The sequence below is a fragment of the Salinactinospora qingdaonensis genome, assembly GCF_039539445.1.
In the GTDB taxonomy this organism is placed as follows: domain Bacteria; phylum Actinomycetota; class Actinomycetes; order Streptosporangiales; family Streptosporangiaceae; genus Salinactinospora; species Salinactinospora qingdaonensis.
Genome location: NZ_BAABDD010000006.1, coordinates 257,231 through 283,967 on the forward strand (window position 1 = coordinate 257,231; position 26,737 = coordinate 283,967).

Sequence of the window (26,737 nt, forward strand, 5' to 3'; positions counted from 1 at the left end):
CCGGTGCCGGCCAGCAGCGCCCAGCCGGAGCACGACAGGGGCTAAAGAGCACTTCAATGTCCGACTTGACCCTCATGCTGATCAAGCTCGCGTTCCTCGCGGTGCTGTGGCTGTTCGTGATCATGGCGGTCGGAGTGATCCGCACCGACTTGTTCGGTCCTGCCACGAACAACAAGAAGAAGCGGTCTAGGAGTTCCGAGCCACGTCGGTCGAAGCCGGCCCCCACCCGCGGCCGGCGCAACGAACCGCGGTCCCTTGTCGTGACCAAGGGTCCCTTGGCCGGCACCACACTCGACCTCACCTCGCAGCCCATCGTCGTCGGCCGTGCCCGGGAAGCGACGCTGGTCATCAACGACGACTACGCCTCCGGCCGCCACGCGCGGATCTTCTCTGAGGATGGCCGGTGGCTCGTAGAAGACCTTGGTTCGACAAATGGCACCTACCTCGGCCAGCAGCGCCTGACCCGCCCCCAGCCGGTGTCCGTCGGACAACCCATCCGAATCGGCAAAACCGTCCTGGAACTGCGCAAATGACAATCGCTCTCCGATACGCGGCGTACTCCGACGTAGGATGCCTCCGCGAAGGCAACGAAGACTCCGCCTACGCCGGCCCGTACCTTTTGGCGGTCGCTGACGGCATGGGGGGGCATGCCGGCGGCGAGATCGCCAGTGCGATAGCCATCTCCACTCTGATGCCGTTGGACGACGACGTTCCCGGCAATGAGATGGTCCGCTCCCTGGAGATCGCTGTGGAGCAGGCTAACAATACTCTCGCACAGCGCGTGCGAGACGAGCCCCGCCTGGAGAACATGGGCACCACCCTGACCGCGATGCTGTGGTCGGGAGCCCGAGTGGCGCTCATCCACGTCGGCGACTCCCGGGGCTACATGCTGCGTGAGGGCGAGTTCAGCCAGATCACCCACGATCACACGCTCGTGCAAACACTCGTCGACGAAGGCAAGATCACCGAAGACGAGGTCCACACCCACCCGCAACGCTCCCTGTTGTTGCGCGCCCTGGACGGACGCAGCCACGTCGAGCCCGACATCTCGGTGCGCGAAGCCCAAGTCGGAGACCGTTACCTGCTGTGCTCCGACGGCCTGTCCGGCGTGGTCAGTACGGACACCATCGGCGAGACGCTGCGCTCGGAGTCGGGTCCCGACGCCGCGGCGCGGCGGCTGATCGACCTCGCCAACCGGGGCGGCGGTCCCGACAACATTACCGCCGTCGTGGCCGACGTCATCGACACCGCGACCGACCCGCAGGGACCTACGGCGGCTCCGTCGATCGTCGGCGCGGCCGACCAGCGCCGCGAACCGATCATGACCCCCGACACTCCCGCGGGACGCGCCCAAGGGCTGGCACGCAGCAGTAGCGACACCGCCGAGATGGAGCGGCCTCCCGAGTTCGAGCGCGCCAAGGAGGCCGGGCCCGAGCGCAGGACCCGGCGGTGGTGGCCCATGGTGCTCACCTTCGTCCTCGTGGTCCTCGCCGTCGGCGGCGCGGGAACCTACCTCGCGCTGCGCTACATCAACAGCCAGTACTTCATCGGCCCTACCGCCAACGAGGCCAACGTCGCCATATACCGGGGCATCAGCTCTGACGTGGCCGGGTACAGTCTCTCCGAAGAGCTGGAGGACACCGGTATCCCCTTGGAACTGCTTCCGGAGAACGAGCGGGAAGCCGTCTCCTCCACCATCGCGTTGGAGAGCCAAGAACAGGCCCAGCAGCGCGTCTCCGAACTACGCACCAAGGCCGAGGAGTGCGAGAGCGACCCCGAGTCCTGCGGCCTGGCCGGTGGGACCGGCAGCGAGCTTTCCACGTCTCCACAACCCTCGAACTCTCAGGAGGAGCCGGGCGCTGAGGAGGCCAGCCCCCAGGAGGGTGCCACAGCGACCCCCGCTGTCGGCTCCGGCACCCGCGGCACCCCCGAAGGAGGCCGGTGAATGAGCGAGGTCGTCACCGAGGAGAAGAGCGCACCCAAGAGCGCGAACGCTCCCACGGCGCTGCCACCTATCAAGCGCCGCAACGCCGAACTGGTCATGTTGCTCATGGCGATCGGCATCACGCTGTTCGCGTTCGCCGAGGCGGGGTTGACCCGCGACGGCACACTACCCACGGGCCTGTTCGGCTATGGCCTGACCTTCTCCGGTCTCGCCGTGTTGGCCCACATCTTCATCCGGTTCTCCGCGCCGTGGGCCGACCCGCTGCTGCTACCGCTGGCCACGCTGCTCAACGGGCTGGGGCTGGCCATGATCTGGCGGCTGCTCGACGCCACCGGCGAGACCGAGGGCGGCGGCGCACTGAGCCAGATCCTGTTCAGCGCGCTGAGCATGGCGGTCTTCGCGGCGATCGTGTTCTTTCTCAAGGAGCCGCGCACCCTGCAACGCTACCCCTACATCATGGCGTTGAGCGCGGTCATCCTGCTGTTGCTGCCGCTGACCCCTGGGTTGGGGCTGACCATCAACGGTGCCCGGCAGTGGATCGGCATTCCGGGCCTGGGCACCCTGCAACCCTCGGAGTTCGCCAAGATCGCGCTGGTGATCTTCTTGTCGGGCTACATGGTGACCAAGCGCGACGTGCTCTCGCTGGCCGGCAAGCGGGTGCGGCTGGGGCCGATCAAGATCATCGACTTGCCGCGGATGCGCGACCTGATGCCAATGAGCATCATGTGGGGTTTCTGCATCATCGTGCTGGTCATCCTGATGAACGACCTGGGGACGTCGCTGATGCTGTTCGGCACGTTCCTGGCGATGATCTACGTGGCCACCCAGCGCGCCTCGTGGATCGCGATCGGGCTGACCGCGTTCTTCGGCGCGTGCGCCCTGCTCTACCCGATCGTCCCCCACTTCCGGGTGCGCATGGTCACCTGGCTGGACGCCTTCAACCCCGACATCTACAACGGGGTCAACGGCTTCGACAGCCAGCAGTTGGTGCGCGGACTGTTCGCCATGGGTGAGGGCGGCGTGCTGGGCACGGGCCTGGGCGGCGGCAGCCCCGAAGAGTACGTGCCCGAGGTGGAAAACGACTTCATCTTCACCGCGTTCGGCGAGGAGCTGGGGCTGACCGGCTGCATGGTGCTGCTGCTGGCGCTGGCCCTGCTGGTGGAACGCGGCATGCGCATTGCGCTGGCTTCCCGCGAGCTGTTCATCAAGATGTTCGCCTCGGGGATCTCGTTCCTGCTGGCGTTCCAGACCTTCGTCGTGGTCGGCGGTGTCAGCCGGGTCATCCCCATGACCGGCGCGACCATCCCATTCGTCGCCAAAGGCGGCTCGGCGTTGTTATCGAGCTACATCATGCTCGCCCTGCTGGTACGCATGAGCAACAACGCGCGTAAGCCGGCTCCGCAGGCTATCCAGGACGAGGGCGCGACTCAGGTGATCTCACGATGAACACTCCCATCCGTCGCCTCGCGCTGTTCACGATGGCGCTGTTCGGCGTGCTGCTGCTCAACATCACCTGGATTCAGGCGATCCAGGGGGAGTCGCTGCGCGAGCACCCGTTCAACAACCGCCAGTACGCCGAGCGGCTGGAGTCGCCCCGCGGGCCGATCGTGATCGGCAACGAGCAGGTGGCCCACTCCGAGTTGAATGAGGAGGAGGAGCAGTACCAGCGCATCTACGAGCAGGGAGAGTTGTACGCCCACGTCGTGGGCACGTTCAGGCCCACCGGCGCCAGCGGGATCGAAGAGACCGAGAACGCGCTGCTCAACGGCTCCGACAGCCGGCTGTTCGTCCGCAACTTCATCGACACGCTCACGGGGGAGGAGAGTGAGGGCGCCACCGTCAACCTCACCATCGCCCCCAAGGTGCAGCAAGCGGCGTTGAACGGCCTGCGCAACACCGGTAACAACGGCGCCGCTGTGGCGCTGGACCCCTCGACGGGGGCGGTGCTGGCCTCGGTGTCGCTTCCGACCTACAACCCCAACCCGCTGGTCGACGTCGCCAACGAGCAGCAGGCCTTCAACGACTTCACGGCGCTGGCCGAAAGCGAAGAGCAGCCGCTGCTCAACCGCGCGTTCCAGCAAACCTATCCGCCAGGTTCGACCTTCAAGATCGTCACCGCCTCGGCGGCGCTGGAAAACGGCGCCACCCCTGACAGCACCCAAGAGGCGCCGGCCGTCCTGGATCTTCCCCAGGGCGGCAGCCTGCCCAACGCCTGGGACGGCCCCTGCAACAACGGTGAGCCCGACACGCTGCGGCACTCCATCGAGATCTCCTGCAACACCTCGATGGCCAACTGGGCGATCGAGCTGGGCGAGCAGAACATGGCCGAGCAGGCCGAAGGTTATGGCTTCAACACCGGTGAGATGTCGGTTCCGGTGCCGGTGGCCGAGAGCCACTACCCGCGGGACCTGGGCGGCAGCTCGCTGGGCCAAACCGGCATCGGCCAGTTCGACGTGCGCGCCACGCCGTTGCAGATGGCGATGGTGGCCGCGGGGGTCGCCAACGACGGCGATGTCATGAAGCCCTACCTCATCGACTCGGTGCAGGGCCCCGACCTTTCCGAGATCGTCGGCTCCGACCCCGACGTCTACAGCGAGGCCATCAGTTCGAGCACCGCCGAAGATCTGACAGAGATGATGATCCAGGTCACCGAAGGCGACGAAGCCAGCGGCCCGGGGGCCAAGATCAACGGCGTACAGGTGGCCGGCAAGACCGGCACCGCCGAGGCCGGCGAGGGTGTGCCGACCCACAACTGGTTCATCTCGTTCGCTCCGGCCAACGATCCGGAGATCGCTGTGGCAGTGGTCGTCGAAAACGGCGGTGGCAGTGGTGGCACCGTCGCGGCGCCCATCGCCAAACAGATGATGGAAGCAGTGATCAACGAGTGAGCGGCAACGGCGAGTCCGACACTCCGGTGGGCGGCGGGGACTCCAGCCGTGCCGAGAGCCAGGCGGGGAGCACACTCAGCGGGCGCTACCGGCTGGAGGAGCAGATCGGCTCCGGCGGCATGGGGGAAGTGTGGCGCGGCACCGACATCCTGCTGAGCCGTCCCGTGGCGATCAAGCTGCTGCACGGGACGCAGATGGCCGAGCCGACCTCGCGCGAACGGTTCCGTACCGAAGGGCGCATCACCGCCGGACTGTCCCACCCCAACATCGCCCAGGTCTACGACTACGGCGAGCAGGACGAGCGCGCCTTCCTCGTCATGGAGTTGGTGCCGGGGGAGCCCCTGTCGTCGATCCTCAAGCGCAACAACGGTTTGGAAGCCGGCGTCACGCTCGACATCCTCACCCAGGCCGCCAAGGCGCTCAGCGCCGCGCACGCCCACGGGGTGGTCCACCGCGACATCAAGCCGGGCAACCTGCTGGTGACCGAAGAGGGCACCGTCAAGCTCACCGACTTCGGGATCGCCCGCGGCGACACCTCGGTCACGCTCACCCAGACCGGCATGGTCATGGGCACCGCCCAGTACATCTCGCCGGAGCAGGCCTCAGGCAGCTCGGCCACGCACTCCTCGGACTTGTACGCTTTGGGGGTCGTCGCCTACGAGTGCCTGGCCGGGCGGCCGCCGTTCACCGCCGACACCCCGCTGGCACTGGCGCTGGCCCACACGCGAGAACCACCTCCGCCGCTGCCGTCGAGCGTGCCCGCGCCGGTGCGTTCTCTCGTGGAACGCATGCTGGAGAAATCGCCCAGCGACCGACCGAGTTCGGCGGGTGAAGTCGCCCATAGCGCACAGCGGATGCGCGGTGGACTGGGAACGGCGCTGGGCGGCGCCACCACAGCAATGGATCTGCCCGATGTCGACAGCACTGTGGCAGCGGGATACCCCGACTACGACGACGCGCCGCGTACGCGGCCCACGGGAGCTGTACCCTCGCCGGAGGTGGCATCGAACGGGGCAGCGTCCCCGGTCACAGCTCCTGGTGCCTATTCACCAGGGTCGGGGCCACGCTCGGATAAGCTGTCCTCCGGCTCTATGTCCCGCCGTGGGGCACGCCGATCGGTAGTGATCGCCACCGTGGTGGCGTTGGCTATGGTCGCGTTGGGAGCCGTGCTGATCGCACAGACATGGAACGGCACCGACGCCGAGAACCAACGTACGGGGTTCAGCGGCGAGGTTTCCGACAGCCCGAGTCCGGTGACGGAGACGAGCCCGTCCACGAGTGCACCAAATACGCAAGCCCCTAACAGGACCGAGCCGCGCGCACAGGTCGGGGAGGAGAACCAACCGTCCGTCTCAAGCCCTCACACATCCGCAGAGCCTTCCAGCTCGCCGTCTGAACCCAGCGCCTCACCCACGTCGTCGACTTCGACCAGCGCGGAGCCCGATGACACTGAGGCGACAGGCGACAGTGATGGAACCTCAACCGGCGGGGGCGACAATTCCAGTGGTGGCACCGACACCAACGGGGAGGAGCCGGACGAGAGTCCGGGGACGGCGCCGACGCCCTCGGAAGACGAAGCTGACTAGGTGGTATGGAGTTTCCGTAGTCACCGAAAGATACGAGGAACAGTTCACGACATGTCTCAGCCACGGCTGCTCGGTGGCCGCTACGAGCTCGAAGCACTGGTCGGACGCGGAGGAATGGCCGAGGTCCACCGCGCCCGCGACCTCAGGCTCGACCGCATGGTGGCCGTCAAGACGCTGCGTTCCGACCTCGCACGCGACCATACGTTCCAAGCCCGGTTCCGGCGCGAGGCGCAGTCCGCGGCTTCGTTGAACCATCCCTCGATCATCGCCGTGTACGACACCGGCGAGGACATGATCGACGATCTCTCCATCCCCTACATCATCATGGAGTACGTCGACGGGCGCACGCTCAAGGAGCTGCTCGACGACGACCGGCGGCTGCTGCCTGAGCGGGCGGTTGAGATCGCCGACGGTATTCTGCGCGCGCTGGAGTACAGCCACCGCAACGGGATCGTGCACCGCGACATCAAGCCAGCCAACATCATGTTGACCCGCCAGGCCGAGGTCAAGGTGATGGATTTCGGCATCGCGCGGACCATGGACGACAACCAGGCCACGATGACGCAGACTTCGCAGGTCATCGGCACGGCCCAGTACCTGTCGCCGGAGCAGGCCCGCGGGGAGCGAGTCGACCCGCGCAGCGACATCTACTCCACCGGCTGTGTCCTCTACGAGCTGCTGACGGGGCGGCCACCGTTCACCGGTGACTCGCCGGTCTCGATCGCCTACCAGCACGTGCGTGAGGAGCCCGAGCCGCCCTCCGATGTCGATCCGGAGGTTCCCGAGTGGATCGAGGACATCGTCTTGCGGGCGATGACCAAGGACCGCGAGGAGCGTTACCAAAGCGCCGCGGAGATGCGCTCCGACATCCAGCGCGGCATGCAGGGCATGCCCACCGAAGCGTCGACCATGGCCATGCAGCCGGCGGCCGGGCCGCCGCCCGTCCCGCCCGCGGAGGAGCGTCGGGACGACTACCGGCGCTACGACGACCGTTATAACGGCCGCTACGACGACCGGCGCGGCGGCAACCGGGCGGCGGCGGCGCTGTGGGTCCTGCTCGGGGCCGCAGTGCTCGGTGGGATCGTCTTCCTCTGGTTTATCCTCAACAACTCGGCTAATGACCCGGAGACGGCGATCGTGCCCGATGTCGCGGGCATGGCGGAGGAGGCCGCCATAGCGGAGTTGGAGAGGGTCGGCTTCTCCAGCATCGAAACCGAAGAAGAGGCCAGCGACGAGTATCCCGCGGGCCAGGCCATCGGCACCGAGCCCGATGTCGAGAGCAGCGAGACGATCGACACCGAGATCACGCTCTTCATCTCCAGCGGCCCTTCTTCGACCACGGTTCCCGAGATCATCGGAATGCCGCAAAGCGAGGCCATCCAGGAGTTGGATGACGCCGGACTGAGTTACGGCGGCAACGAGGAGCGCGAAACCAGCGAGGCCGACCCCGGCACGGTGTTGGAGACCACGCCCGCCGTGGGGCAAAACGTCGATATCGGCACAGAAGTGACGCTGGTCATCGCCAAGGGGCCGGCCAAGGTCGCCGTTCCCAGCGTGACCGGGCTGACGCGCCAGGAGGCCAAAGCGGAGCTGGAGCGGGTCGATCTGACCCCCAACTTCACCGAGGAGGTCAACGGTGAAGTGGAGCCGGGACGGGTGCTCCGCCAGTCACCGCAGACCAACGAGCAGGTCAACGAGGGATCGACCGTGGACGTAGTGGTGGCGAAGGCGCCAGAGGGCCAGCCGAGCAACACCGCGACCGACGAGCCGACCGCCTCGGAGGAGCCTGGAAACGGCGGCGGCAACGGCGGCGGTGGTAACGGCGATGGCGGCGGCGGTGAGCCCTCCGAGAGCGCCGAGCCGGGGCAGCAAAACGACGGCGTCTGGTGGCAGGACGCCTACGAGGAGTACGTGCGGTGACCTGGCGGAGCGGGCGCGCCAGCATCCCTTGCCGCGCCCGCTCCGCCAGGGATGCTGGCGCCAAAACCCCCGAAGCTCTTACCCTGCTCTTGTCCCGTCACCACGAACCGGGGCCTAGACTGGGGGGTCATCCCCCAGATCAGATCCAGTTGTTTTTGGAGCAGCGACCGTGCCCAAGTCCCGCAGCGATCGTAAGAAGAAGGCCGTCTACACCCCGCCGCCGGCGGCGCAGAAGCCGAAGGTGACCCCACGGTGGGTGGTGCCGGCGTTCATCACCTTCGGTCTCCTCGGCATTTTGTGGATCGGGGTGTACTACATCGCCGGCAGCATGGTGCCGTACATGCAGGAACTAGGGCAGTGGAACCTCGGCATCGGCTTCGGGGGCATCATCATCGCAGTGATTTTGTCCACACAGTGGCGATGACATAGTTTTCCCAGTTCACTGGGGTTATCCCGCTAGTCGTCCACAATCGCCACCGCAGTTGTCCACAGAGTTATCCACAAGCTGTGGGCATGGTGGCGACGTATGTCCGATTTCGGTTCGGTCGCGGCGTGGTCAGCGGATACGCCGCCCCGAACACACAGGGCGGCCCGGGGTCCAGCAGAAGCCCCGGGCCGCCCTGTGTGTGTCATTGTGTGTCGTGGGCGTGGTCGGCTGTTGCTCAGGCGCCGGTGAGCGCCACTAGCCACCACACGAGGATCGCCGCCAGCACGAGTGCGTAGCCGGCGACCGCTGCCGTATGCGTGATCGTCTGTGCCCGCCCCCTGTCGCCGGCGGCAACGCCGACGGGCAGGTAAGCGTAGGCGGCAGCCAGCACGATCCCGCTGGCCAGCCCGCCGATGTGGGCAGTCCAGGCGATGCCGGGCACCAGGAAGGTGATCAGCAGGTTCACCACGAGCAAGCCCACGACGAACCGGATGTCCAGGCGCATCCGCCGCCCCAGGATCAAGATCGCCCCGAATATCCCGAAAATGGCGCCCGAAGCGCCAACTGATGCTTGGGCCGGGTCGACGAGTGCGCTGAGCACCGAACCGCCCACGGCGCTGAGTACCCACAGGGCCAGGAAGCGGACGTGGCCCAGCCAGCGTTCCAGCGGCGGGCCCAAGAGGTACATGGCGAAGCCGTTGAACAGCAGATGCATGATGTTGGCGTGCAAGAACGCCGAGGTCAGCAGCCGCTCCCATTGGCCGTTGTAGACGAGACCCCCGCCCCACATGCTGAACCGGGCAGTGACCGTCCCACCAAGCAACTGCTGGACCACGAACCCGACGAGGATGAGCCCGATGATCCCCCACGTGACGTAGGGGTGAGTTGTGGGCTTGCCCCCGAACGGGGTGCGCGCCTGCCGGACCTCGCGGTTGCCCTTGGCCACACACTCCACGCAGTGGAACCCCACCGATGCCTGCACCATGCAGTCAGGACAGATCGGGCGGTCGCAGCGCACGCAGCGAACGTAGGTTTCCCGCTTGGGGTGGCGGAAGCAGGTGGGGACCGCCTCCGCTTCGGACGGTGGCTGGGTGGGAGACGAGGAGTCTGTCATCGACCGTGGTCCCTACCGGCGCTCGATGGTGACCGACTCGATGGCGACATCCTCCACCGGCCGGTCCTCCGGGTCGGTGTTGAGCTGGGAAATGGTCTCGACAACGTCGGTGCCTTCGACGACTTCGCCGAAGATCGTGTGCTTGCCGTTGAGCCAGTCAGGGGTGCCAACGGTGATGAAGAACTGCGAACCGTTGGTGTTGGGACCGGCGTTGGCCATCGCCAGCAGGTAGGGGCGGTCGAACCGCAGCGAGGGGTGGATCTCGTCCTCGAACTTGAAGCCGGGACCGCCCCTGCCGTTACCCAGCGGGTCGCCGCCCTGGATGATGAAGCCCTTGATGACGCGGTGGAAGATCGTGCCGTTGTACAGCGGCTCGTTGGTGGGCTTGCCGGTACGGGGATCTGCCCACTGCTTGGTGCCCTCGGCGAGGCCAACGAAGTTCTCAACCGTCTTGGGCGCCTCGTTGGCGAAGAGCTTGAGGACGACCGTTCCCTTGGTGGTATTCAGCCGCGCGTAGAGCTGAGCATTGGCGTCGGACACCTGGGTGCCTTTCCGTCGTTTTCGCTTACGGCCTCCACGTTACCGGGCACTTCTCCGCCAAGGGACTGTCTCGGACGCCCACGCGCTCCGGTTCGCCCCGAACGGACGTGTCGCGTGTCACGGCGTGGCGTGTCCTGATTCGGGGAGATATGTTGCAAAACATAAGGTCAACGGTACGACCCGAAGCGCACCACGAACGCGCCCCCACGTACTGGTCGCATACTGGGTGGGGAAGCGGGCAGGGTGTAGAGGAACCCTTACAGGTAAGGAGGTCGACACGTGGCCATCACGTTGCAGCGTCGTAAGGTCAACAACGAGACAGAGGCGGCGATCGCGCGGCTACAGGAGTTCGCGCGAGAGCAGGCCGAGCGGCTTGGGCCTTACGCCGACCAGGCCAGGCACACAGCGGCGCACGGATTCCGCCAGGCCCGCGGTTGGACCGCCCCACGGCTGGAGACCGCCGCAGATCGTGTCGAGGACACAGTGGCCCCCCGAGTTGCTGACCTCCTCAACGCGGCTGCCCAGCGGGTGGACCCGCGTCCCGTCAAGCAGGGCTGGATCTCCCTCAAGCGTGGGGGGCGGCGCCGGCCGCGCGCAGCCGTCATCCTCGGAGCGAGCGCGGTCACGGCCGCGGCGGTCTACGGTGCGCTGCGCCTGCGCCAAATGACGCAGGAGGCCGAGTGGCAGAACAACCTCAACAACGCGCGCGAGCAGGTGCGCGAGACAAAGGGCCAACTCGCCACGAAGGCCAAGGAGACCCAGCACCGGCTGCGGAGCATGGGCCGTAAGACCACGGAAGAAGAGGCCGAGGCCGAAAGCGGCCCGGAATCTACCAGTGAACTCAATGGGCGGGTGACGAGCTAACTCTCCCGCATGGAGCCGGCTGGCGATCGACACCTCGAACCGACTGTGGCCCCGGAGGAACATTCCTCCGGGGCCACAGTCGTGACGGGCGGGCGCGGCGACGATACCCGCCGGTTCCCGCACGTCAGCCCTGCCGGTCCCATATCTGATTGCCGTGGTCCTTGATCAGCCGCACCGTGAAGGGGTAGCGCCAGTTCCACCCGATCGCGGCGGCGAAGCCGGCGATCGCCGGCAGGATGAACCACCCAACGAACATGAACGCATAGACGACGAAGCCCACCCCGAGGGTGAGGACCCCGACAATGGGCACCGCCAGTGTCGCGATGAGGAAGTTGAGCTGGTAGTTGAGCGCTTCCAGAGCCTGGCGACGCACGTAGGGCGAAGTGTTGCCCTTCAGCAGCAGCGTGAGGAACGGCCCCAGAGCCAAGACGAAGTAGCCCGAGAAGTGGGTACCCGCCGCCCACAGGCGCTCCTCTGAGGCAGGTTCGGCCCCCGTGGTGCTTTCAACCCCCAGGTCCTGCACGAGCGGCACCAAGTCGGCGCCGACCTTGGCGTTCATGGCGAGCTCGAGCCGGTGGTCGAACTCGTCATGGTCGAGTTGGCCCGCGCCGTAGGCGTCCTTGAGCATATCGGCGGCGAAGTCGCGTTCCTCGTCGGTGAGTCTGCGGGAGGCGGCCTGCCCCTTCCAGGCCGCCGGCCCCCGGCGCCGGTCGTCTCCCGGCCTGGGAGCGGGAGTCGGGTCGTACACAGCCACATGCCCTCCTTGCCACATCAGCGGTGAGGCCACCGCGTGTGGTTACGCCAGAAGCCCTACTTCCATCATGCGTGGGCACGGCCCGCGATGGCTAAGACATCGCCCCTGAATGCCCCCTGATTTCACTCGGGGGCGCCCCTCATGCGGCCCCCGACTCCCGCCGAACACGCCCGTCGCTCTTCCCTCGCCGCAGCGGATGTGCCCAGGGAAGACCCAGCCAAGGAAAGGCCATTTTCTGTTACAATCCAGCTACCCAATGTGACTGCATGATATGGATAACACTATTCCTGAGCACGAGAACGACGAGCTCGCGCGCCTCAGCACGGAGTTTCCCGGTTGGCACATCTGGCGCAGCGTCGACAAGCATGGCAACACAGCGGCGTGGGTAGCGACGAACCGCCGAGACGACGGCTACTCCCCCACCCTGCACGAGGACACCGCCGAGCGGCTCGAAACGGTACTGCGGCACCCCCCGCGCGGTTACGCTCGGCCGGTCAACCCGCCGCGTAGCGCGACGGGGGCACCATGAGTGACCCCCCAAGGCAGTTGACATCGGCAGAACTCGCCAGGCTCGTGGAGCCGGGCGCGATCCGGGTCGAGGTCACCCCCGACGCGACCACAGTCATCCTGCACCTCGGCCCCCGCGAACCGCTGGTGTTCACCCCCAACGGCGCCAACGCCAAGGACGCCACCGACATCGCCCGCAAGCTCGCAGCGGCCGGGCACTACTTGAGCGTGCTGCTATCTTCGCCGGCCGAGCGGCAGCGGGCCGCCGAAGGGTTAGCCAACGCCCACTGGATGAAGCCGCAACGTTAGGGGCTGTTTTTCGGAAGGGCGGCGAGGGCCGGCGGTGGGCACAAGCGGGTGAGCGCCTCCACAGGCTGCCGAGATCGCGCAGCGATCGAGGCACGAACGAAGAACATCCCCACAACCCAGCCGTCCGAAAAACAACAACCTAGCTGGAGCAACACCGGGACGGGCACCGCAGCGAAAGGGGCATCGTGCGGTTACCCTCGGCGTCGGCGCGCCCGCCATGCGCCGTGGGCCCTGACGCGGCCCACCGTGCCCCCTCAATCGGCCTGCCGCCAGTGCGGCACGTCTCCGGCCGCAAGACCGCGATAGTCGGGCGCGCCCTCCAGATCGGTCTCCGAGCCGCCGGGCGCATAGGTCACAATGAGCCGCAACGGCCGCCACGTCGTGTTGTACGTCGAGTGTTCCTCGTTGACGGGGATGCGCACCAGATCCCCTTCGGTGATGGCGAAGGGGCCCTCGTCACCGACTGTCTGCTCGCCGCGGCCCGAGACCACATAGATCAGCTCCTCGGAGCGGGGGTGGCGGTGCCGGGCGTGCCCCTTGCCCGGGTTGACGATCACTTCTCCCTGGGTGACCGCGGTACCGGGGACGGTGTCGGGGGTCACGAACCATTTGATCGCGCCCCAGTCGAAGCTGATGCCGGGGATGTCGTCGGGGTGGATGTGCATCCGTGCTCTCCTGTTCGAGGCGGGGCTGTCTCGGCGGGTCTTGGACGGTTTCAGCTTCGGACGTGCTTGAAAGCGCGGATCTGGCCGGTGATCGCTTGCTCGGTGGGCAGCCGCTCCACCGACGAGGCGCCGAAGAACCCGGCCACCCCTGTCGCGCGCTCCAGCACGTAGCGGGCATCCTCTGGCTCGGCGATGGGGCCGCCATGACATAGCACGATGATGTCGGCCCGCACCTCCACCGCGGCGTCACGCATCTCCTGCACCCGCTGCGTCGCCTCGTCCAAGGTGAGTGCGGTGGCCGCGCCGATGCTGCCCTTCGTGGTCAACCCCACGTGGGGGACCAAGACGTCGGCGCCGGCCCGGGCCATGGCGCGGGCCTGATCGGCGTCGAACACGTAGGGGGCGGTGAGCAGATCCCGCTGGGCCGCTTGGCGGATCATCTCCACCTCCAGGTCGAACCCCATCCCGGTCTCTTCAAGGTTCTGGCGAAACACCCCGTCGTAGAGGCCGACCGTGGGGAAGTTCTGCACGCCACAGAACCCCATGCGGGCCAGCTCGTCGAGGAACACCGGCATTATCCGGAACGGATCGGTACCGCAGACTCCGGCGAGTACGGGTGTGTCACGCACCACCGGCAGCACCTCGGCGGCCATATCGACCACGACCTGGTTGGCGTCGCCGTAGGGCAGCAACCCCGCCAGCGACCCCCGCCCGGCCATCCGGTAACGGCCCGAGTTGTAGATGATGATCAGGTCCGTACCGCCGGCTTCAGCGCACTTGGCGCTGAGCCCGGTCCCGGCGCCCGCCCCGATGATCGGTTCGCCACGATCGATGGCCGCCCGCAGCCGGGTGAGCGCTTCCTTCCTGTTCATTGGCCCTCTCCACGTTTCTCGATCAGCATGTGCAGTCGGTCGGCCATCGCCACCGCGAAGGCGGGATCGTTGATGTGGCGGTCGAGTTCGATGAACTCCACATCACCGCCGGCCAGGGCGGTGTGCGCGGCCTCACGGCAGCGCTGGTCGGCCGCCGGGTCGTGGAACGGCATCCCCTCGGCGTCCAGGGCGGACACGCCACGCAGCGGCCAGAACAGCGCGGTCGGCCCCGCGGCGTCGTGTAACCGCTGCCCCACGATCTCGCCCAACTCGGTCATCTCGGTGGCGCTGGTGCGCATGAGCGTGACGGTGGGGTTGTGCTCGTAGAGGGTGCGTTCGGCGAAACGCTCCGGGACGGTGTCTTTAGGGCCGAAGTTGACCATATCCAGCGCACCGGGCGCGACCACCTGGGGCAGGCGGCGCCGTCCCGCGGCCCGCAACCGGTCAGGGCCGGCCGACAGCACCCCGCCGACGAGTTCGTCGGCCAATTCCGTGGTGGTCAGATCCAGCACGCCGTGCAGGAGTCCACTCTCGGCCAGCGACTCCAGGGCGCGCCCACCGGCACCCGTGGCGTGGAACACCAAAACCTCGTAACCGAGCTCTTCCAACCGGGCGCGGGCGGCTTCCACCGCGGGAGTGGTGACGCCGAACATGGAGGCGGCGACCAGGGGAGCTGTGGGGCGCTCAGAGGGGGCGGGGCGCGCGTACTCGCGGGCCATGCCCACGATCGCGGCGGCGGCGTTGCCCAAGATCCGTTCGGAGACGCGGTTCACTCCGGCGATGTCGACGACGCTGTACATCACCGTGACGTCCTTGGCGCCGACGTAGGGTGCGACGTCGCCGGAGGCCATCGTGGACACCAGCAGCTTGGGAACACCCAGCGGGAGGTCGCGCACGGCGCGCGCGGCGATCGAGGAACCTCCGCTGCCGCCGACGGCGAGCACGGCGTCGCCGCGTCCCTCGTCGATCAGCCGCTCGACGATCCGGGCGGCACCTTCTCCCATGAGGCGTACCGCTTCGCCGCGATCGCCGGCGGCGCGCAGCCCTGCGACGTCGGCTCCGGCCGCGGCTGCCACCTCGTCGTGAGCGACGTCGGGGGTGATGCCGACCGGTTCGCCCACCCCGGCGTCGATGGCGCGTACGCCGCACCCCAACTCACCGATGCGGTCGCGTAGCCACGTGTACTCGACGCCTTTGGTGTCGAATGTCCCCACGAGTAGCACAGTGGGCATGTCAACTCACCTCCGTCCTGGTCGCTACAGCCGTATGCCGCGCCTCCCGGTCCGCTGCCGGTGCCGCTGGCAAGCGGCGGACCGGCGTGCCGGCGTTTCGCGGGAGTGTTGTGAGGTGGTCCTACCCCACGGTAGGTGAAGCTAAGAATACGGCTGTCGGAGACGTGGGTGACTGAGCGTGACGGGGTGTGTCACGGGAGCCCGCCGAGGCGGGGCGGAGCTGCCGCCCGATCGGGGCCGGCCCTCCCCCAGGGCCGACCCCGATCGGGCGAGCACGACAGATTTTCTCTCAAACAATTCTTCGCGACCATTTCCATACCGCTGAACATATGAGCCAATAAATAGTCAAGCACAACCAAAACAGGCACACTCACAACGGAACACAGCGAACCCTGAGCGCCTCACACCCACCCAGCGCCACGTTCGCTCTGCACCCCACACGAGCCGCATCACCCCAAAAAGCGCAGCACACCGCCAAATCAGGATCATTTTCACCATCGTCAGAATAAGAAAATTATTCACAGGATTGCCAGCCACATTTTCAGTGGTATATTCATTTCTAGCTCCGACGGTGTCGCATCCTCTCAACATCACCCACCAACACGCCATTTCAAAACTCCCCATAGTTCGCAACCCCTCTTTCAACCGTCACAGGGAGTTTTCATGGACTTCGCGATGTCGCGCGATGATCGGGAAACATTCCTCGCCGAGGCGCGCGTCGGGATTCTTGGCGTTACCGACCTGCGCGGGGAGCACGGCCCGGTTTTGGCCCCGGTGTGGTATTCCTACGAGCCCGGCGGAGAGCTCGTCGTCACCACAGGCCGCACCTCGCTGAAAGGGCGGCTCATCAGGCAGGCGGGACGGTTCAGTCTGTGCGTCCAAGACGAGACCCCGCCCTACCGCTACGTCAGCGTCGAAGGCCCCGCGACGTTTGAAGACCACGTCGCCCCCGCCGAGCGCGCGGCGCTGGCCCACCGTTATCTCGACCCCGAGACCGCGGCGGCCTACCTCGACGCCACCAAAGAGCAACTCACCACCGATGTCACCTTCCGAATGCGCCCCCAACGATGGCGGACAGCCGACTTCAGCCAGTTCGCGAAAGGGTTCAGCTAGCCCGCCCGCTCCGTGCCGGAAGGAACACGACGTGACCACCCCGGGCGCCACCTCGACCTCGCTCACCCCAACAGCGGGTGGGATGAGGACCGCTTACCCCCGACACTCCTGCCTGCACCACCTGTTCGACGCCCAGGCCCACACCCGCCCGCACGCCCCAGCCGCGATCCACGACGACCGGGCCATCAGCTACGGTGAACTGCGCTCCCGCGCCACGAGCCTGGCCGCCCGCCTACACGCCGCCGGAGTGGGCCACGGCGACCGGGTGGGCGTGTGCGGCAGCCGCTGCTTGGAAGCGCTGGTGGCGATTGTGGCCATCCTGAAAACCGGGGCCGCCTACGTGCCACTGGACGACACGCTGCCCCCGGCTCGGTTGCAGGCGATGACCGAAGACGCCGGCGTACAGGTCGCGGTGCGGCTGCCGGGCAGCACCGCGCAACCGCGGCGACTCCGCACCTGTATCGACCTCGCCGGCCCGCCCTCCCCCGACCTCGGCGCTCCCCCGGCCGTCGAGACGACGGCCCTCGACCGCGCCTACGTCATGTTCACCTCCGGCACCAGCGGCCGCCCCAAACCCGTCGCCATCCCCCACCGGGGTGTGGTGCGGCTCGCCCTTTCCGACCCCACCCTGGCCCCGCCCGGCCCGGCGGACCGGGTGCTGCACGCCTACGACCTCTCCTCGGACGCCTCAACCATCGAAATCTGGTCGACCCTGCTCGGCGGCGCCTGCCTGGTGCTGATCGACCGGGAGGAACTGCTGTCGGCAGCGGCTCTGGAACAGCGGCTCCACACCCACGCGGTCACCATGGCCTACCTGACCACCAGCGTCTTCCACGCCGTGGCCCGCACCCGGCCCACCGCCCTGAGCGGGCTGCGCTGGGTCTCGGCCGGCGGCGAGGTGATGGACCCCGACCTGGCCCGCGCGATCGTGACCGCCTGCCCCGACACCACCGTGGCCAACCTCTACGGCCCCACCGAAAACACCGTGGTGTCACTGGCCCACATCGTCGACGACGTGCCCACCGGGACGACGAGCGTGCCCATCGGCCGGCCGATCGCCAACTCCACATGCTTCGTCGTGCGCGACGACGGCACGCTCGCCGACCTCGGCGAGGAAGGGGAACTCCTCGTGGGAGGCGACGGCCTGGCGCTGGGCTACCTGGACGACCCCGAATTGACGGCGCGACGCTTCGGAGCCGCCCCCCACGATCCGAACATCCAGATCTACCGCACCGGCGACCGCGCCCGCCAATTGCCCGACGGCACGCTGGAGTACCGGGGCCGCCACGACCGCCAGATCAAGCTACGCGGGCAGCGCATCGAACTCGACGAGATCGAGACCCAACTGCGCAACCACCCCGACGTCGGCGAAGCCGTGGTGGAGCCCCGCGGCGACAGCGACCGCCCCAGCAGACTCATCGCCTACCTCACCGCCGCCGCCCCCGACCGCCCGGTGCCCGTCGAAGGGCTGCGCCAGGAGTTGGCCGCCTGGCTGCCGGCCCAAGCGATCCCGGCCCGGCTGGTCGAAATGGCGCGGTTTCCCGTCAACAGCGCCGGCAAGGTCGACCGGGCGAAACTCGCCACACTGGCCACCCCCGCCGCCCGGGCCGCCGAAGCACCCGACAGCCCCACCGGCGCGCCCGCCCCGGCCGAGCGCCCCCACCACCCCCATGGACTGCTGGCCGGAGTGTGGGAAACGGTGCTGCGCGTACGGCCTGGCCCGTCGCAGGACTTCTTCGCGCTGGGCGGCGACTCGCTGCTGGCCGCCGAAGTCGTCACCCGCACCCTCACCGCGCTCGGCCTCGACCTCGCCCACGGCAGCGACCTCATCCGCTGCCTGCTGGACAACCCCACCCTGGCCGGCTATGCCGCAGCCGTGGCACGATTGCGCGGCACCGGCGGGGCCACCGACACACCACCCCCCGACTGGGAGGCCGAAGCCCAGCTAGGTTTCACCCTGCCGCGACCTCACGGCGACGAGCCGCGCTGGCAGCACCCGCGCGACGTGGTCCTCACCGGCGCCAGCGGCTTCTTCGGCGCCTTCCTGCTCGACCGGCTGCTGCGCGCCACCAACGCCCGCATCCACTGCCCGGTGCGCGCCCGCGACGCCACCCACGCTCGCAAACGCATCCGCGGTTGCTTTGAACGCTACGGCCTGGACCCCACCCTGGTGGCCGACCGGGTGAACTGCTTCCCCTACGACCTCACCGCGCCCGGGCTGGGCCTGGACCACCGGCACCGTGACGACCTGGCCGCCACCCTCGACTTGATCGTGCACGCCGCCTCCCAGGTCAACTTCTTGTACCCCTACAGTGCGCTACGCGCCGCCAACGTCGACAGCCTCCGCACGCTCGTCGAGATGGCCGCACCACGGCGGGTCCCGCTGCACTTCGTGTCCACGATCGCCGTCGTGGCCGGGTTCGGCACCGCAGGCACACGGCACGTGACCGAGGAGACCCCGCTCGCCCACGCCGACCGGCTCACCATGGGTTATGCCGAAAGCAAATGGGTCGCCGAACGAGTCCTCCAGGACGCCGCCGAGCAGGGACTGCCCCTCGCCATCCACCGCCCCTACGAGATCACCGGCGACCAGCACAACGGCGCCTGCAACACCGAGACCGCGATCTGCTCACTGTTTCGCACCGTCGCTGAGACCGGGCTCGCCCCCGACATCGCGCTGCCAATGGACTTCGTGCCGGTGGACTACGCCGCCGACGCCCTCGTCCACATCGCCACCCACCAGCGCCCCACCCGGCGGGTCTACCACCTAACCAACCCGGCTCCGGCCCGCTTCGCCGACATGCTCGAACGTATGCGCGCCGCCGGCTACCCCATCACGCTGCTGGGCTACCAGGAGTGGGTAGCCGAACTGGTGCGCCACGTCGCCGCCCACCCCACCTGCCCCACCGCACCGTTCGTGTCGCTATGCGTGGACCGCAGCAACAAGGCCGACATCTCGGTCAAGGAGATGTACTTCGCGGAGACCTTCCCGAGCCTGGGCCGCGACAACATCGAAAGTGCGCTGGCCGGCAGCGGCCTGCACTGCCCACCCGTCGACCACGCCCTCCTCGACCGGTACCTGGACTACTTCCGCCACGTGGGCTACCTGCCCCACCCCGAAGCCGCCTGACCCTGCCTCGCGACCGAGAGGACCGCCGTGCCCGAGACACCCCTCACTCCCATCGACGCCTCTCACGCACCCCCCGTCGACTCGGCCCTACCCACCGACCGGCCGCCCACGATCGCCGAGATCTACGGGCAGGCCTACCTGCTGGTCGAACACACCGGAGGGCAGCAGGGCCTCACCCACCTGGTCTACGAGTTGGAGAACCGCTGCCGTTACAGCGAGGACGCCGCGAGCTACTTCGGCGGCCCGCAGTCGTGGTTTCCCGCTGACGTCGTGGGCTGCGAAAAGGCGCGCGGACGGGTCCTGGACCTGGGCTGCGGCGCGGGCCGGCACGCCCTGGCGCTCCAAGCCGCCGGCCACAAGGTGGTGGGGGTGGAGCCCTCGGCGGCGGCTGCGGTGGCGCGGCGACGCGGAGTCGACGCCCGCCGCGGTGACCTGTGGGACCTCCCTACTGATCTGGGCCGCTTCGACACTTTCCTGCTGTTGGGCGGCAACCTTGGAATGCTGATCGGCGACCCGCGCAGGCAGGCGGCGCTGACCGCGCTCGCAGCACTGGCCGCCCCCGACGCCCAACTGCTGGGCTCGGACTTCGAGGACCCCGACGCCGATGAGCCTGCCCGCCTGCGGGCGCGCATCGAGCACGGCGGCTACCGCTCCCCGTGGAGCCACTGGTCCGGCGGGGAGCCCTACCTGCCCGCTGAGCGACTTCCGGAGGTGCTGCACGGCACCGGCTGGCGGTTGGCCGGTATCCACCGCGTCGAAGGCGAACCCCCCGGCGGCTACCTGGTACGGCTGCGGCTAGCCAAGGCCCCACCGCACTCGCCCACCGCCGCCCACCCCCACGGAGAGGATGCCCCATGACCGCTGGCAACCGGAACGGACCACCCCCCACCTGCCCCACCGACACGGCACTACCGGGGTTTCCCCTCCCGCCCGAAGGCTCCATGGGGCCGCCCGCCGAGTATGAACGACTGCGCACCGAATGCCCCTTCGCGCGGGTGCGCCACCCCACCGGCGCCGCCGGCTGGTTCGTCACCCGCTACGAGGACGTGCGCGCCCTCTTGGGGGACCCGCGGTTGACTCGGCCGGCGGTCAATGAGTGGCCCACCGGCCCGCAGTGGCCCTCGCCCACGGGTCCGGCTCTGGTGACCATGATGGAACTGGAAGGGCCGCGCCACACGGCGCTGCGTCAAGCCACCGCCGAAGCGTTCAGCCTGCGCTCGGTACGCTCGCTACGTCCCCGAATCCGCGACCTCGCCGACGAGATCCTCGACGACCTCGACGCCTCCGGCAGCCCCGGCGACCTGGTCACCGGATTCGCCGAGCCGTTCCCACTGCGGGTGGCCTGCGAGATGACCGGACTGCCCTACCGGCAGCGACACCGGTTCCTCGGGCCGGCCGACGCGGCGCTGGGCGCGATGCTGACGCTGGACCAGGGACGCGCCTCCATCGAGTTCCTGCGGGGCTTCATCGGCGAAGTCGCCGACCACAAACGCCGCGAACCCGGCGACGACATCCTCAGCGACCTCGTGGCCCGCCAGGACGCGGGGGAGCTGACCGAGGAGGACGTCATCTGCTTCGGGCTGTCCATCCTCGTCGCCGGCTACCGCACCCCCACAATGTTCCTGGCCAACGCGGTGCTGACCCTGCTCACCCACCCCGGCCACCTCGACGCGCTGCGCGCCGACCCCGCTCTGCTGCCCAATGCGGTCGAGGAGCTGCTGCGCTACCTGCCGGTGATGAACGCGCCGGTGGTCATGGTGGCCACCGAGGACATCGACGTCAACGGCCACCGCATCGACGCGGGCGAGGCGGTGTTCCCCGCGATCGCCGCCGCCAACCGTGACGAGACGGTCTTCGCCGCGGCCGACACGTTCGACATCACGCGGGAGCACAACCCCCACCTGGTCTTCGGCCGCGGCGAGCACAACTGCGTGGGCTCCCACGTGGGACGCGCCGAACTGGAGATCGCCCTGGCCGCCTTGCTGGAGCGGTTCCCGCGCCTGGAGTTGGCCGTCGACCCCGGCGAGCTTCCCTGGGAGGACGACTCCCCGATCAAATCGCCCCTGTCCCTGCCGGTGCGCTGGTGAACCGAGCAGCGCGCCGGCCCCGACGAGCACGGGCAGCCAGAAACCGAACTACCGAGGGAGGCTGTGATGGCAGCCCCAGCCACGAAAAGCTACCGAGGCATCCGATTCGCCAAGCTGACCGTCCGCTGGTACGCCTCTCTGGCCAACAGAAACAGCCACGAGTACCACGAGCAGGCCCGCCAGGTCGCCGAGCGCGCCCCACGCGGCAGCGAACTGCTGGAGGTCGCCTCGGGGCCGGGACTGTTGGCGATCCTGCTGGCCGGCACCGGCGACTACACGGTGACAGCCGTCGAACTCAGCGACGACTTCGTGGCCACCGCGCGCCGGGCCGCGGCCGAAGCCGGAGCGCCGGTGGACTTCCGCCAGGCCGACGCCTCGGCGCTGCCCTTCCCCGACGCCAGCTTCGACTTCGTCGCCTGCTGCAACGCCATTAAGAACTTCGCTGCCCCGGTGAGCGCGCTGCGGGAGATGCACCGGGTGCTGCGGCCCGGCGGTGGAGCGTTCGTCAGCGACCTGCGCCCCGACCTGTCGCGGCGGGCCCTGAACCACGAGGGCAAGCAGATGGGGATGGGACCGCTGGCCCGCGCGTGCAGCAGCGCCGTGCTGCGCTACTACGCCCACCGGCTGAGCTACAGCCGAAGCGACCTCGAACGGATGGTTGCCGCTTCCCCCTTCACGCTGCACAACAGTTGGGACAGCCCCTTGTTCGTAACCGTGGAACTGCGGAAATAATCCAGGGCACGGTGGCCGCGGCCGTTCTCGGTTCGCTGAGCTGGGCTCATGTGGGTGGAGCCAAGGGGAGTCGAACCCCTGACCTCCGGTATGCAAAACCGGCGCTCTGCCTGCTGAGCTATGGCCCCTGAAATAAGGGTAGACCGCACACGGTCGCTTCGGGCGGTACCCCCAGAAAGCATACCGCTCTTGCGCATGGGGCGAATCCGTGTCGGGTCCGCGCAACGAGCTGAGGTGGAGCGACCGTGTGTGGAGCGCGGCCCGGGAGGGGTAAGGAGTCACCCACTGTCCGCGGTCCGGACAAGCGACAGCCACTGGCACGTCCAGGACGTGCCGTGGCTGGCCCGCTTGTGCAACTAGTTGTCGCCGGCCGCCGTGGCTTCCGTCCACAGGTCAAGCTCGGCCCGGTCAGCCTGGATCTTCCGGTAGATGGCGAACGCCCCGAGGGCCACCAGCACCAGAACGATGATCTTCTTCACGGCGTGGACCCCTTCTTCCTTTTCAAGGAGTACGGATCAGGTCTGGATACATGACTCAACACGGGTCCTGTGCGCCGAAGCCGCACCGACCAGTGTGATTCGAGCGAAAGACGTCAACCCGACTCTATGGGTTTGTCCCCAAGCAGAATAGCAACACGTTACTCCCTGATCCCGCGTGCATCCGGCGCTTCGCTCAGGGGAGAACACGAACAGCGGCGCGAACTGGCACAGTTGTACGGCGTCCACTTTCGGCCACGCTCGCGGGCTCGAGGTACCGCTCGATGACAAGGCGCCAGACTCCGTGCCATCGTTGTGCATGGGCCGTCACCAATGCGCTTTTTGCCAGATCGCAGGAGAGCATACCGAGGACGCGATCGTGGTGCACCGCGATGAGCGTGTCATCGCGTTCATGGACACCTCTCCAGTGACGCCTGGGCACGTCCTGGTCGCGCCGCGGGAGCACGCCAACGGTCTTGAGGACCTCAACCCCCACCTGGGCGCGCACACCTGGCTCGTAGCGCACCGCGTGGCTCGCGGCCTGCGGCGCTCAGGACTGCGGTGCGACGGTGTCAATATTCTTCTCTCAGACGGCTCCGCGGCCTTCCAGGACGTGTTCCATGTCCATCTCCACGTGATCCCGCGCTACCACCGCGACAGTTTCCGGATCGAGGCCGAGTGGCTAGAACGCGACTCCGACATGCTGGAAAGCGACGCGGTGGCGGTACGGGCGGGACTACGGGACCTCATGTCAGAAGGTCCAGTCGTTTCAACATAACCAGAGTGGACTGTTGGGGCAGGGCGACGTCGGTGAGCCTGTGCCACACCTCGACGCATTTGGCCACCGCGTCGTCGGCCTCTACGATCGCCCCACCGTGCGCGGCGTCGACGAAGGCCAGGGAACTCTCGCCCTCGTCGAACTCCAGCACGGTGAAGGGGCCGGAGGTGGCGGCATGCAGCCCCGACGAGGTGGGCATGAGTTGGACCGTGATGGGGTTGTCCTCGTCCTCAGCTACCTCGATCAGTCGACGAAGCTGCCGGTGGAGCAGTTCGGAGTCAGCGGCGACCCGGCGCAGCGCGTCCTCCTCGATCACCGCGTGGTACCGCTCCAGGTTGTCGCGCTCAAGCACTTCCTGACGTTTGAGAAAAGCCGCGACCATACGCTCCACTGTGGCTGCGTCGCGTCCCTGCGCACGGGCAAGGGCCGCTGTGTACTCCGGGGTCTGGAGAAGATCGGGAACGAGTATGCCAGCGTAGGTGTCGATGGCGATGGCCCCGGCCTCGTTTCCGACGTAAGCGGATGAAAGGACGTCTTCGTATTCGGTCCACCATGGGCGCAGCCGAGATTCGCGCACCATAGTCAAAATGGCCTCACGCTGCCCGCCAGTGACTCCATAAAGCCTGAGCAACGCCGATACCTCCATGACCGAAGGCCATTTGCGAATACCAGTCTCAATGTGCCCGAGCTTGGCTGGCGACCACTCAAGCACATCAGCGACATCACTAAGGGTCATTCCTGCTTGTACACGTCGCCTACGCAGCTCGGCGGAAAGACGACGGCGGCGGACTGTAGGGCTGGTCATCGTGGCTAATCCATACACGCAGAGTGCCGATGCTGTAGCACCAGAGAAGCACTCGATCTAGCCTCTAGCAATGAGTTTCTACAAATTAACCGGGAAATCGCTGATTTTCTTCGTCTCCCGAGGTCCGGAACTCGTGTCATTCCACGATTGGTGTGTCTCAAAACCATCTATGTGGCCCAAGAGGATAATCACCACATGACGGACGGGGAGATAACCCTTGGCCAGGTCCGTTCTTGCAGCGAAAGCAGCGCGCCGCGGGGCGCGTTAGATGTCAGTGCAGCAGCTTCAGGCCGACGGCCCCGGCCACAATCAGCACAAGACACACGGCCTTCCCGAGCCCCACTGGCTCACCAAGCCACACGATCCCTACCGCCCCGCCCCCGCCCATACCGCAGAGCCGGTCTCTAGCGGGATCGAGCGCAGCACCACAGCCAGGCCGGGCCATATTCAGCGCTAGGGTGAGGAGGGAGAGGATTGTGGGCAGGGGGACGGGTGAGACTCTTAGACGCTGCCAGGGCGACCGCCTACGCAGTTTCCATCAGTCCGGAAAGAACCAGCAATATCCACGCCATCATGTGCCTCCAGAACGAGCGTCTTTACGCGCCGTCTTGTCCTAACCGGGTATGACGCACCTCATCCGGGGGCGGCCAGCACCGTGCCCACGCCACAGCCGGCGCACCTGCTCGCGGTCCTGACGTATTCCTCGCTCAAGCCTTCACAGCGGGCGCGCGCAACGAGCAGAGGCATTCGGAAACATATTGGATACTATTCAGAGCCGAACCTGGCGCTGTTCGTGGCATATACGACGTAACATGCACAGATGGATGACCAGGGACACCAACTGTCCCTTGCGCGGACCTAGGAAACCGATGAGCTATCCCATTGAAGACGCCGAAGACCTGATTGCGAACGCTGAGGAAGAGCTTCCCCCTTCGATCCGGTCCCGGCTGATCGCAAAGCTGCGCACGGGAGCCCATATCGACGACGCCGCCAAGGATCTGGGCGTGAGTCCGCAGCGCGTGTTCGCGGCAGCGCGGATTCTCAGCGACTTCGGCGAACAGCTCGACGCCACCCTCACCTCGGAACGTGACCCTGAGCTTCCCCACGGTACGATCACCGGCTACAACCGTCGCTGCCGCTGCCCTCAATGCCGAGCGGCGATCAATCGACGGATGTGATCAGCGGTTCACCGTCCCGAGACGAAGCACGAACCCGCAGCTCACAGGCGCAAGGGGAGTAACGAAGCGAACGCTCGCCGGATTTTACCTAGAATTCCCGGCTCATGAACGGTGTTGCGTGCTTATCGATCTTGTCTACGGGGAAACCGGAGGACATGAACGAGCGTGTGGACTGGGCCGCGATGAGCGACGAAGACTTCATGGCGCTGGTACGCCAGCTCATGGAGACCCCCGAAGGCACCGACTCCGACGAGGAATGACCTCTCCGCAGGCCGTCTGGACCTGCGGAGTCCCATAACTCCACCACGTTAGCGTCAGATGAGAGAGGCACCCGGCCAGTTGCCGAGGTGTCCTGCACAGAGCTGCGCCCGGCGCGGTATAGCTGTGCCGGGCACTATCCGCCAGCCTCACCGACCTGTCGATTTCCGGTGCCTCGGTGTCAGGTACAGCGAGGTCTCACGGGTTCGTTCGACTGGTAGGGAGAAGCGACGTGTCTCCCAATATGCCCCATACGCCTCATTGCGAGGGAGCGGCGCGCCGGGCAGTCGGCGCGTACTGCTGGGGTCGAAGAAGTTCAAGCACCAGTTCGCGGAGTTGGCTGGTGGAGGGGTGGGTGTGTTTTCTATGCGCAGGTGGTGTGTAGTGATCAGGGGCTGCGCATGAAAGTGGGGGGCGGCTGAGGGGGTCTGGCCCCGGGGAAGGAAAACCTCTCGGGACGGGACCGCTGCTCAGCCGCCCCCCACTGTTGGGGATTGTGTGCGGCGGTGTCCTACTCTCCCACCCCGCACCATGGAGGCAGTACCATCGGCGCTGGT

At 67.2% G+C, this 26,737-nt stretch carries 25 protein-coding genes, 1 tRNA gene and 1 riboswitch; of the genes, 17 read left to right on the top strand and 9 right to left on the bottom strand.

What is annotated here, in order from left to right; all coding sequences use genetic code 11:
• Positions 1-56 precede the first annotated feature (56 nt).
• The 7 genes from ABD848_RS09095 (at position 57) to ABD848_RS09125 (ending at position 8,763) form a co-directional block, all read left to right on the top strand.
• Positions 57-533, top strand: a complete 477-nt coding sequence (locus tag ABD848_RS09095; protein WP_344969606.1) for an FHA domain-containing protein FhaB/FipA — start codon at positions 57-59, stop codon at positions 531-533.
• A complete protein-coding gene (locus tag ABD848_RS09100) occupies positions 530-1,945 on the top strand; it encodes a protein phosphatase 2C domain-containing protein (protein ID WP_344969610.1) in 1,416 nt (471 codons plus the stop codon). The genes ABD848_RS09095 and ABD848_RS09100 overlap by 4 nt, the downstream gene beginning before the upstream one ends.
• Positions 1,946-3,391, top strand: coding sequence for an FtsW/RodA/SpoVE family cell cycle protein (locus ABD848_RS09105; RefSeq protein ID WP_344969613.1), 1,446 nt, complete (start codon positions 1,946-1,948; stop codon positions 3,389-3,391).
• The gene (locus tag ABD848_RS09110; RefSeq protein WP_344969616.1) at positions 3,388-4,833 is read left to right on the top strand and encodes a peptidoglycan D,D-transpeptidase FtsI family protein; all 1,446 of its coding nucleotides are present in this window, start codon (positions 3,388-3,390) and stop codon (positions 4,831-4,833) included. The genes ABD848_RS09105 and ABD848_RS09110 overlap by 4 nt, the downstream gene beginning before the upstream one ends.
• Before the next feature lie 26 nt (positions 4,834-4,859).
• Complete coding sequence (locus ABD848_RS09115) at positions 4,860-6,419, top strand: serine/threonine-protein kinase (RefSeq protein ID WP_344969704.1); 1,560 nt, start codon at positions 4,860-4,862, stop codon at positions 6,417-6,419.
• A gap of 51 nt (positions 6,420-6,470) precedes the next feature.
• Positions 6,471-8,339 (top strand): Stk1 family PASTA domain-containing Ser/Thr kinase, encoded by a 1,869-nt coding sequence (pknB, locus tag ABD848_RS09120; protein ID WP_344969619.1) that lies wholly within the window; start codon positions 6,471-6,473, stop codon positions 8,337-8,339.
• Positions 8,340-8,508: 169 nt separating this feature from the next.
• Positions 8,509-8,763: a cell division protein CrgA gene (locus ABD848_RS09125; protein ID WP_344969622.1), complete on the top strand. Its 255-nt coding sequence runs from the start codon at positions 8,509-8,511 to the stop codon at positions 8,761-8,763.
• Positions 8,764-9,001: 238 nt separating this feature from the next.
• On the opposite strand, the gene ABD848_RS09130 is transcribed toward ABD848_RS09125, so the two are convergent.
• Both ABD848_RS09130 and ABD848_RS09135 read right to left on the bottom strand, forming a co-directional pair.
• Entirely contained in the window at positions 9,002-9,880 is an 879-nt protein-coding gene (locus ABD848_RS09130) for a rhomboid family intramembrane serine protease (RefSeq protein WP_344969625.1), read from the bottom strand.
• A 12-nt stretch (positions 9,881-9,892) separates the two neighbouring features.
• Positions 9,893-10,420, bottom strand: coding sequence for a peptidylprolyl isomerase (locus ABD848_RS09135; RefSeq protein ID WP_344969627.1), 528 nt, complete (start codon positions 10,418-10,420; stop codon positions 9,893-9,895).
• A gap of 279 nt (positions 10,421-10,699) precedes the next feature.
• Between ABD848_RS09135 and ABD848_RS09140 the strand changes: the two genes are divergently transcribed.
• On the top strand, positions 10,700-11,284 hold the full coding sequence (locus tag ABD848_RS09140) for a hypothetical protein (RefSeq protein WP_344969630.1): 585 nt from the start codon (positions 10,700-10,702) through the stop codon (positions 11,282-11,284).
• A gap of 124 nt (positions 11,285-11,408) precedes the next feature.
• On the opposite strand, the gene ABD848_RS09145 is transcribed toward ABD848_RS09140, so the two are convergent.
• Positions 11,409-12,038, bottom strand: a complete 630-nt coding sequence (locus ABD848_RS09145; protein WP_344969632.1) for a DUF1707 and DUF4870 domain-containing protein — start codon at positions 12,036-12,038, stop codon at positions 11,409-11,411.
• Between the two features lie 271 nt (positions 12,039-12,309).
• Between ABD848_RS09145 and ABD848_RS09150 the strand changes: the two genes are divergently transcribed.
• Together ABD848_RS09150 and ABD848_RS09155 are read left to right on the top strand one after the other, a co-directional pair.
• Positions 12,310-12,567: a hypothetical protein gene (locus ABD848_RS09150; RefSeq protein WP_344969634.1), complete on the top strand. Its 258-nt coding sequence runs from the start codon at positions 12,310-12,312 to the stop codon at positions 12,565-12,567.
• Positions 12,564-12,854 (top strand): hypothetical protein, encoded by a 291-nt coding sequence (locus tag ABD848_RS09155; protein ID WP_344969636.1) that lies wholly within the window; start codon positions 12,564-12,566, stop codon positions 12,852-12,854. The genes ABD848_RS09150 and ABD848_RS09155 overlap by 4 nt, the downstream gene beginning before the upstream one ends.
• A gap of 254 nt (positions 12,855-13,108) precedes the next feature.
• On the opposite strand, the gene ABD848_RS09160 is transcribed toward ABD848_RS09155, so the two are convergent.
• The 3 genes from ABD848_RS09160 to ABD848_RS09170 are packed head-to-tail and all read right to left on the bottom strand — an operon-like array spanning position 13,109 to position 15,623.
• Positions 13,109-13,519 (bottom strand): cupin domain-containing protein, encoded by a 411-nt coding sequence (locus ABD848_RS09160; protein ID WP_344969638.1) that lies wholly within the window; start codon positions 13,517-13,519, stop codon positions 13,109-13,111.
• 50 nt (positions 13,520-13,569) lie between these two features.
• On the bottom strand, positions 13,570-14,391 hold the full coding sequence (locus ABD848_RS09165) for a phosphoenolpyruvate hydrolase family protein (RefSeq protein WP_344969640.1): 822 nt from the start codon (positions 14,389-14,391) through the stop codon (positions 13,570-13,572).
• Positions 14,388-15,623, bottom strand: a complete 1,236-nt coding sequence (locus ABD848_RS09170; RefSeq protein WP_344969643.1) for a Tm-1-like ATP-binding domain-containing protein — start codon at positions 15,621-15,623, stop codon at positions 14,388-14,390. Before ABD848_RS09170 ends, ABD848_RS09165 begins: the two co-directional genes overlap by 4 nt.
• A gap of 663 nt (positions 15,624-16,286) precedes the next feature.
• Here ABD848_RS09170 and ABD848_RS09175 point away from each other — a divergent pair.
• The 5 genes from ABD848_RS09175 (at position 16,287) to ABD848_RS09195 (ending at position 22,685) form a co-directional block, all read left to right on the top strand.
• On the top strand, positions 16,287-16,736 hold the full coding sequence (locus tag ABD848_RS09175; RefSeq protein ID WP_344969646.1) for a pyridoxamine 5'-phosphate oxidase family protein: 450 nt from the start codon (positions 16,287-16,289) through the stop codon (positions 16,734-16,736).
• Positions 16,737-16,767: 31 nt separating this feature from the next.
• The gene (locus tag ABD848_RS09180; RefSeq protein WP_344969649.1) at positions 16,768-19,866 is read left to right on the top strand and encodes an amino acid adenylation domain-containing protein; all 3,099 of its coding nucleotides are present in this window, start codon (positions 16,768-16,770) and stop codon (positions 19,864-19,866) included.
• A gap of 27 nt (positions 19,867-19,893) precedes the next feature.
• Complete coding sequence (locus ABD848_RS09185) at positions 19,894-20,724, top strand: class I SAM-dependent methyltransferase (RefSeq protein WP_344969652.1); 831 nt, start codon at positions 19,894-19,896, stop codon at positions 20,722-20,724.
• Positions 20,721-21,953, top strand: coding sequence for a cytochrome P450 (locus ABD848_RS09190; protein ID WP_344969663.1), 1,233 nt, complete (start codon positions 20,721-20,723; stop codon positions 21,951-21,953). Before ABD848_RS09185 ends, ABD848_RS09190 begins: the two co-directional genes overlap by 4 nt.
• Before the next feature lie 66 nt (positions 21,954-22,019).
• The gene (locus ABD848_RS09195) at positions 22,020-22,685 is read left to right on the top strand and encodes a class I SAM-dependent methyltransferase (protein WP_344969665.1); all 666 of its coding nucleotides are present in this window, start codon (positions 22,020-22,022) and stop codon (positions 22,683-22,685) included.
• Between the two features lie 55 nt (positions 22,686-22,740).
• On the opposite strand, the gene ABD848_RS09200 is transcribed toward ABD848_RS09195, so the two are convergent.
• Together ABD848_RS09200 and ABD848_RS09205 are read right to left on the bottom strand one after the other, a co-directional pair.
• Positions 22,741-22,813 (bottom strand) — tRNA-Ala (locus ABD848_RS09200).
• Between the two features lie 228 nt (positions 22,814-23,041).
• Complete coding sequence (locus tag ABD848_RS09205; protein WP_344969667.1) at positions 23,042-23,164, bottom strand: DLW-39 family protein; 123 nt, start codon at positions 23,162-23,164, stop codon at positions 23,042-23,044.
• 316 nt (positions 23,165-23,480) lie between these two features.
• Here ABD848_RS09205 and ABD848_RS09210 point away from each other — a divergent pair, with 316 nt between their 5' ends.
• Positions 23,481-23,939: an HIT family protein gene (locus ABD848_RS09210; RefSeq protein ID WP_344969669.1), complete on the top strand. Its 459-nt coding sequence runs from the start codon at positions 23,481-23,483 to the stop codon at positions 23,937-23,939.
• Here the strand turns inward: ABD848_RS09210 and ABD848_RS09215 are convergent.
• On the bottom strand, positions 23,908-24,675 hold the full coding sequence (locus ABD848_RS09215; RefSeq protein WP_344969672.1) for a helix-turn-helix domain-containing protein: 768 nt from the start codon (positions 24,673-24,675) through the stop codon (positions 23,908-23,910). The two genes, ABD848_RS09210 and ABD848_RS09215, sit on opposite strands and share 32 nt — an antisense overlap.
• 666 nt (positions 24,676-25,341) lie before the next feature.
• Positions 25,342-25,401: riboswitch (guanidine-III (ykkC-III) riboswitch) on the bottom strand.
• 212 nt (positions 25,402-25,613) lie between these two features.
• Here ABD848_RS09215 and ABD848_RS09225 point away from each other — a divergent pair.
• A complete protein-coding gene (locus tag ABD848_RS09225) occupies positions 25,614-25,922 on the top strand; it encodes a hypothetical protein (RefSeq protein ID WP_344969674.1) in 309 nt (102 codons plus the stop codon).
• The last annotated feature ends 815 nt before the right edge of the window (positions 25,923-26,737 follow it).

Coding starts and splice junctions, on each gene's coding strand:
- ABD848_RS09170 (WP_344969643.1), bottom strand. CDS start 15,623: ATGCCCACTGTGCTACTCGTGGGGACATTCGACACCAAAGGCGTCGAG.
- ABD848_RS09165 (WP_344969640.1), bottom strand. CDS start 14,391: ATGAACAGGAAGGAAGCGCTCACCCGGCTGCGGGCGGCCATCGATCGT.
- ABD848_RS09215 (WP_344969672.1), bottom strand. CDS start 24,675: ATGACCCTTAGTGATGTCGCTGATGTGCTTGAGTGGTCGCCAGCCAAG.
- ABD848_RS09160 (WP_344969638.1), bottom strand. CDS start 13,519: ATGCACATCCACCCCGACGACATCCCCGGCATCAGCTTCGACTGGGGC.
- ABD848_RS09175 (WP_344969646.1), top strand. CDS start 16,287: ATGGACTTCGCGATGTCGCGCGATGATCGGGAAACATTCCTCGCCGAG.
- ABD848_RS09210 (WP_344969669.1), top strand. CDS start 23,481: ATGGGCCGTCACCAATGCGCTTTTTGCCAGATCGCAGGAGAGCATACC.
- ABD848_RS09130 (WP_344969625.1), bottom strand. CDS start 9,880: ATGACAGACTCCTCGTCTCCCACCCAGCCACCGTCCGAAGCGGAGGCG.
- ABD848_RS09105 (WP_344969613.1), top strand. CDS start 1,946: ATGAGCGAGGTCGTCACCGAGGAGAAGAGCGCACCCAAGAGCGCGAAC.
- ABD848_RS09190 (WP_344969663.1), top strand. CDS start 20,721: ATGACCGCTGGCAACCGGAACGGACCACCCCCCACCTGCCCCACCGAC.
- ABD848_RS09150 (WP_344969634.1), top strand. CDS start 12,310: ATGGATAACACTATTCCTGAGCACGAGAACGACGAGCTCGCGCGCCTC.
- ABD848_RS09095 (WP_344969606.1), top strand. CDS start 57: ATGTCCGACTTGACCCTCATGCTGATCAAGCTCGCGTTCCTCGCGGTG.
- ABD848_RS09225 (WP_344969674.1), top strand. CDS start 25,614: ATGAGCTATCCCATTGAAGACGCCGAAGACCTGATTGCGAACGCTGAG.
- ABD848_RS09155 (WP_344969636.1), top strand. CDS start 12,564: ATGAGTGACCCCCCAAGGCAGTTGACATCGGCAGAACTCGCCAGGCTC.
- ABD848_RS09110 (WP_344969616.1), top strand. CDS start 3,388: ATGAACACTCCCATCCGTCGCCTCGCGCTGTTCACGATGGCGCTGTTC.
- ABD848_RS09195 (WP_344969665.1), top strand. CDS start 22,020: ATGGCAGCCCCAGCCACGAAAAGCTACCGAGGCATCCGATTCGCCAAG.
- pknB (WP_344969619.1), top strand. CDS start 6,471: ATGTCTCAGCCACGGCTGCTCGGTGGCCGCTACGAGCTCGAAGCACTG.
- ABD848_RS09100 (WP_344969610.1), top strand. CDS start 530: ATGACAATCGCTCTCCGATACGCGGCGTACTCCGACGTAGGATGCCTC.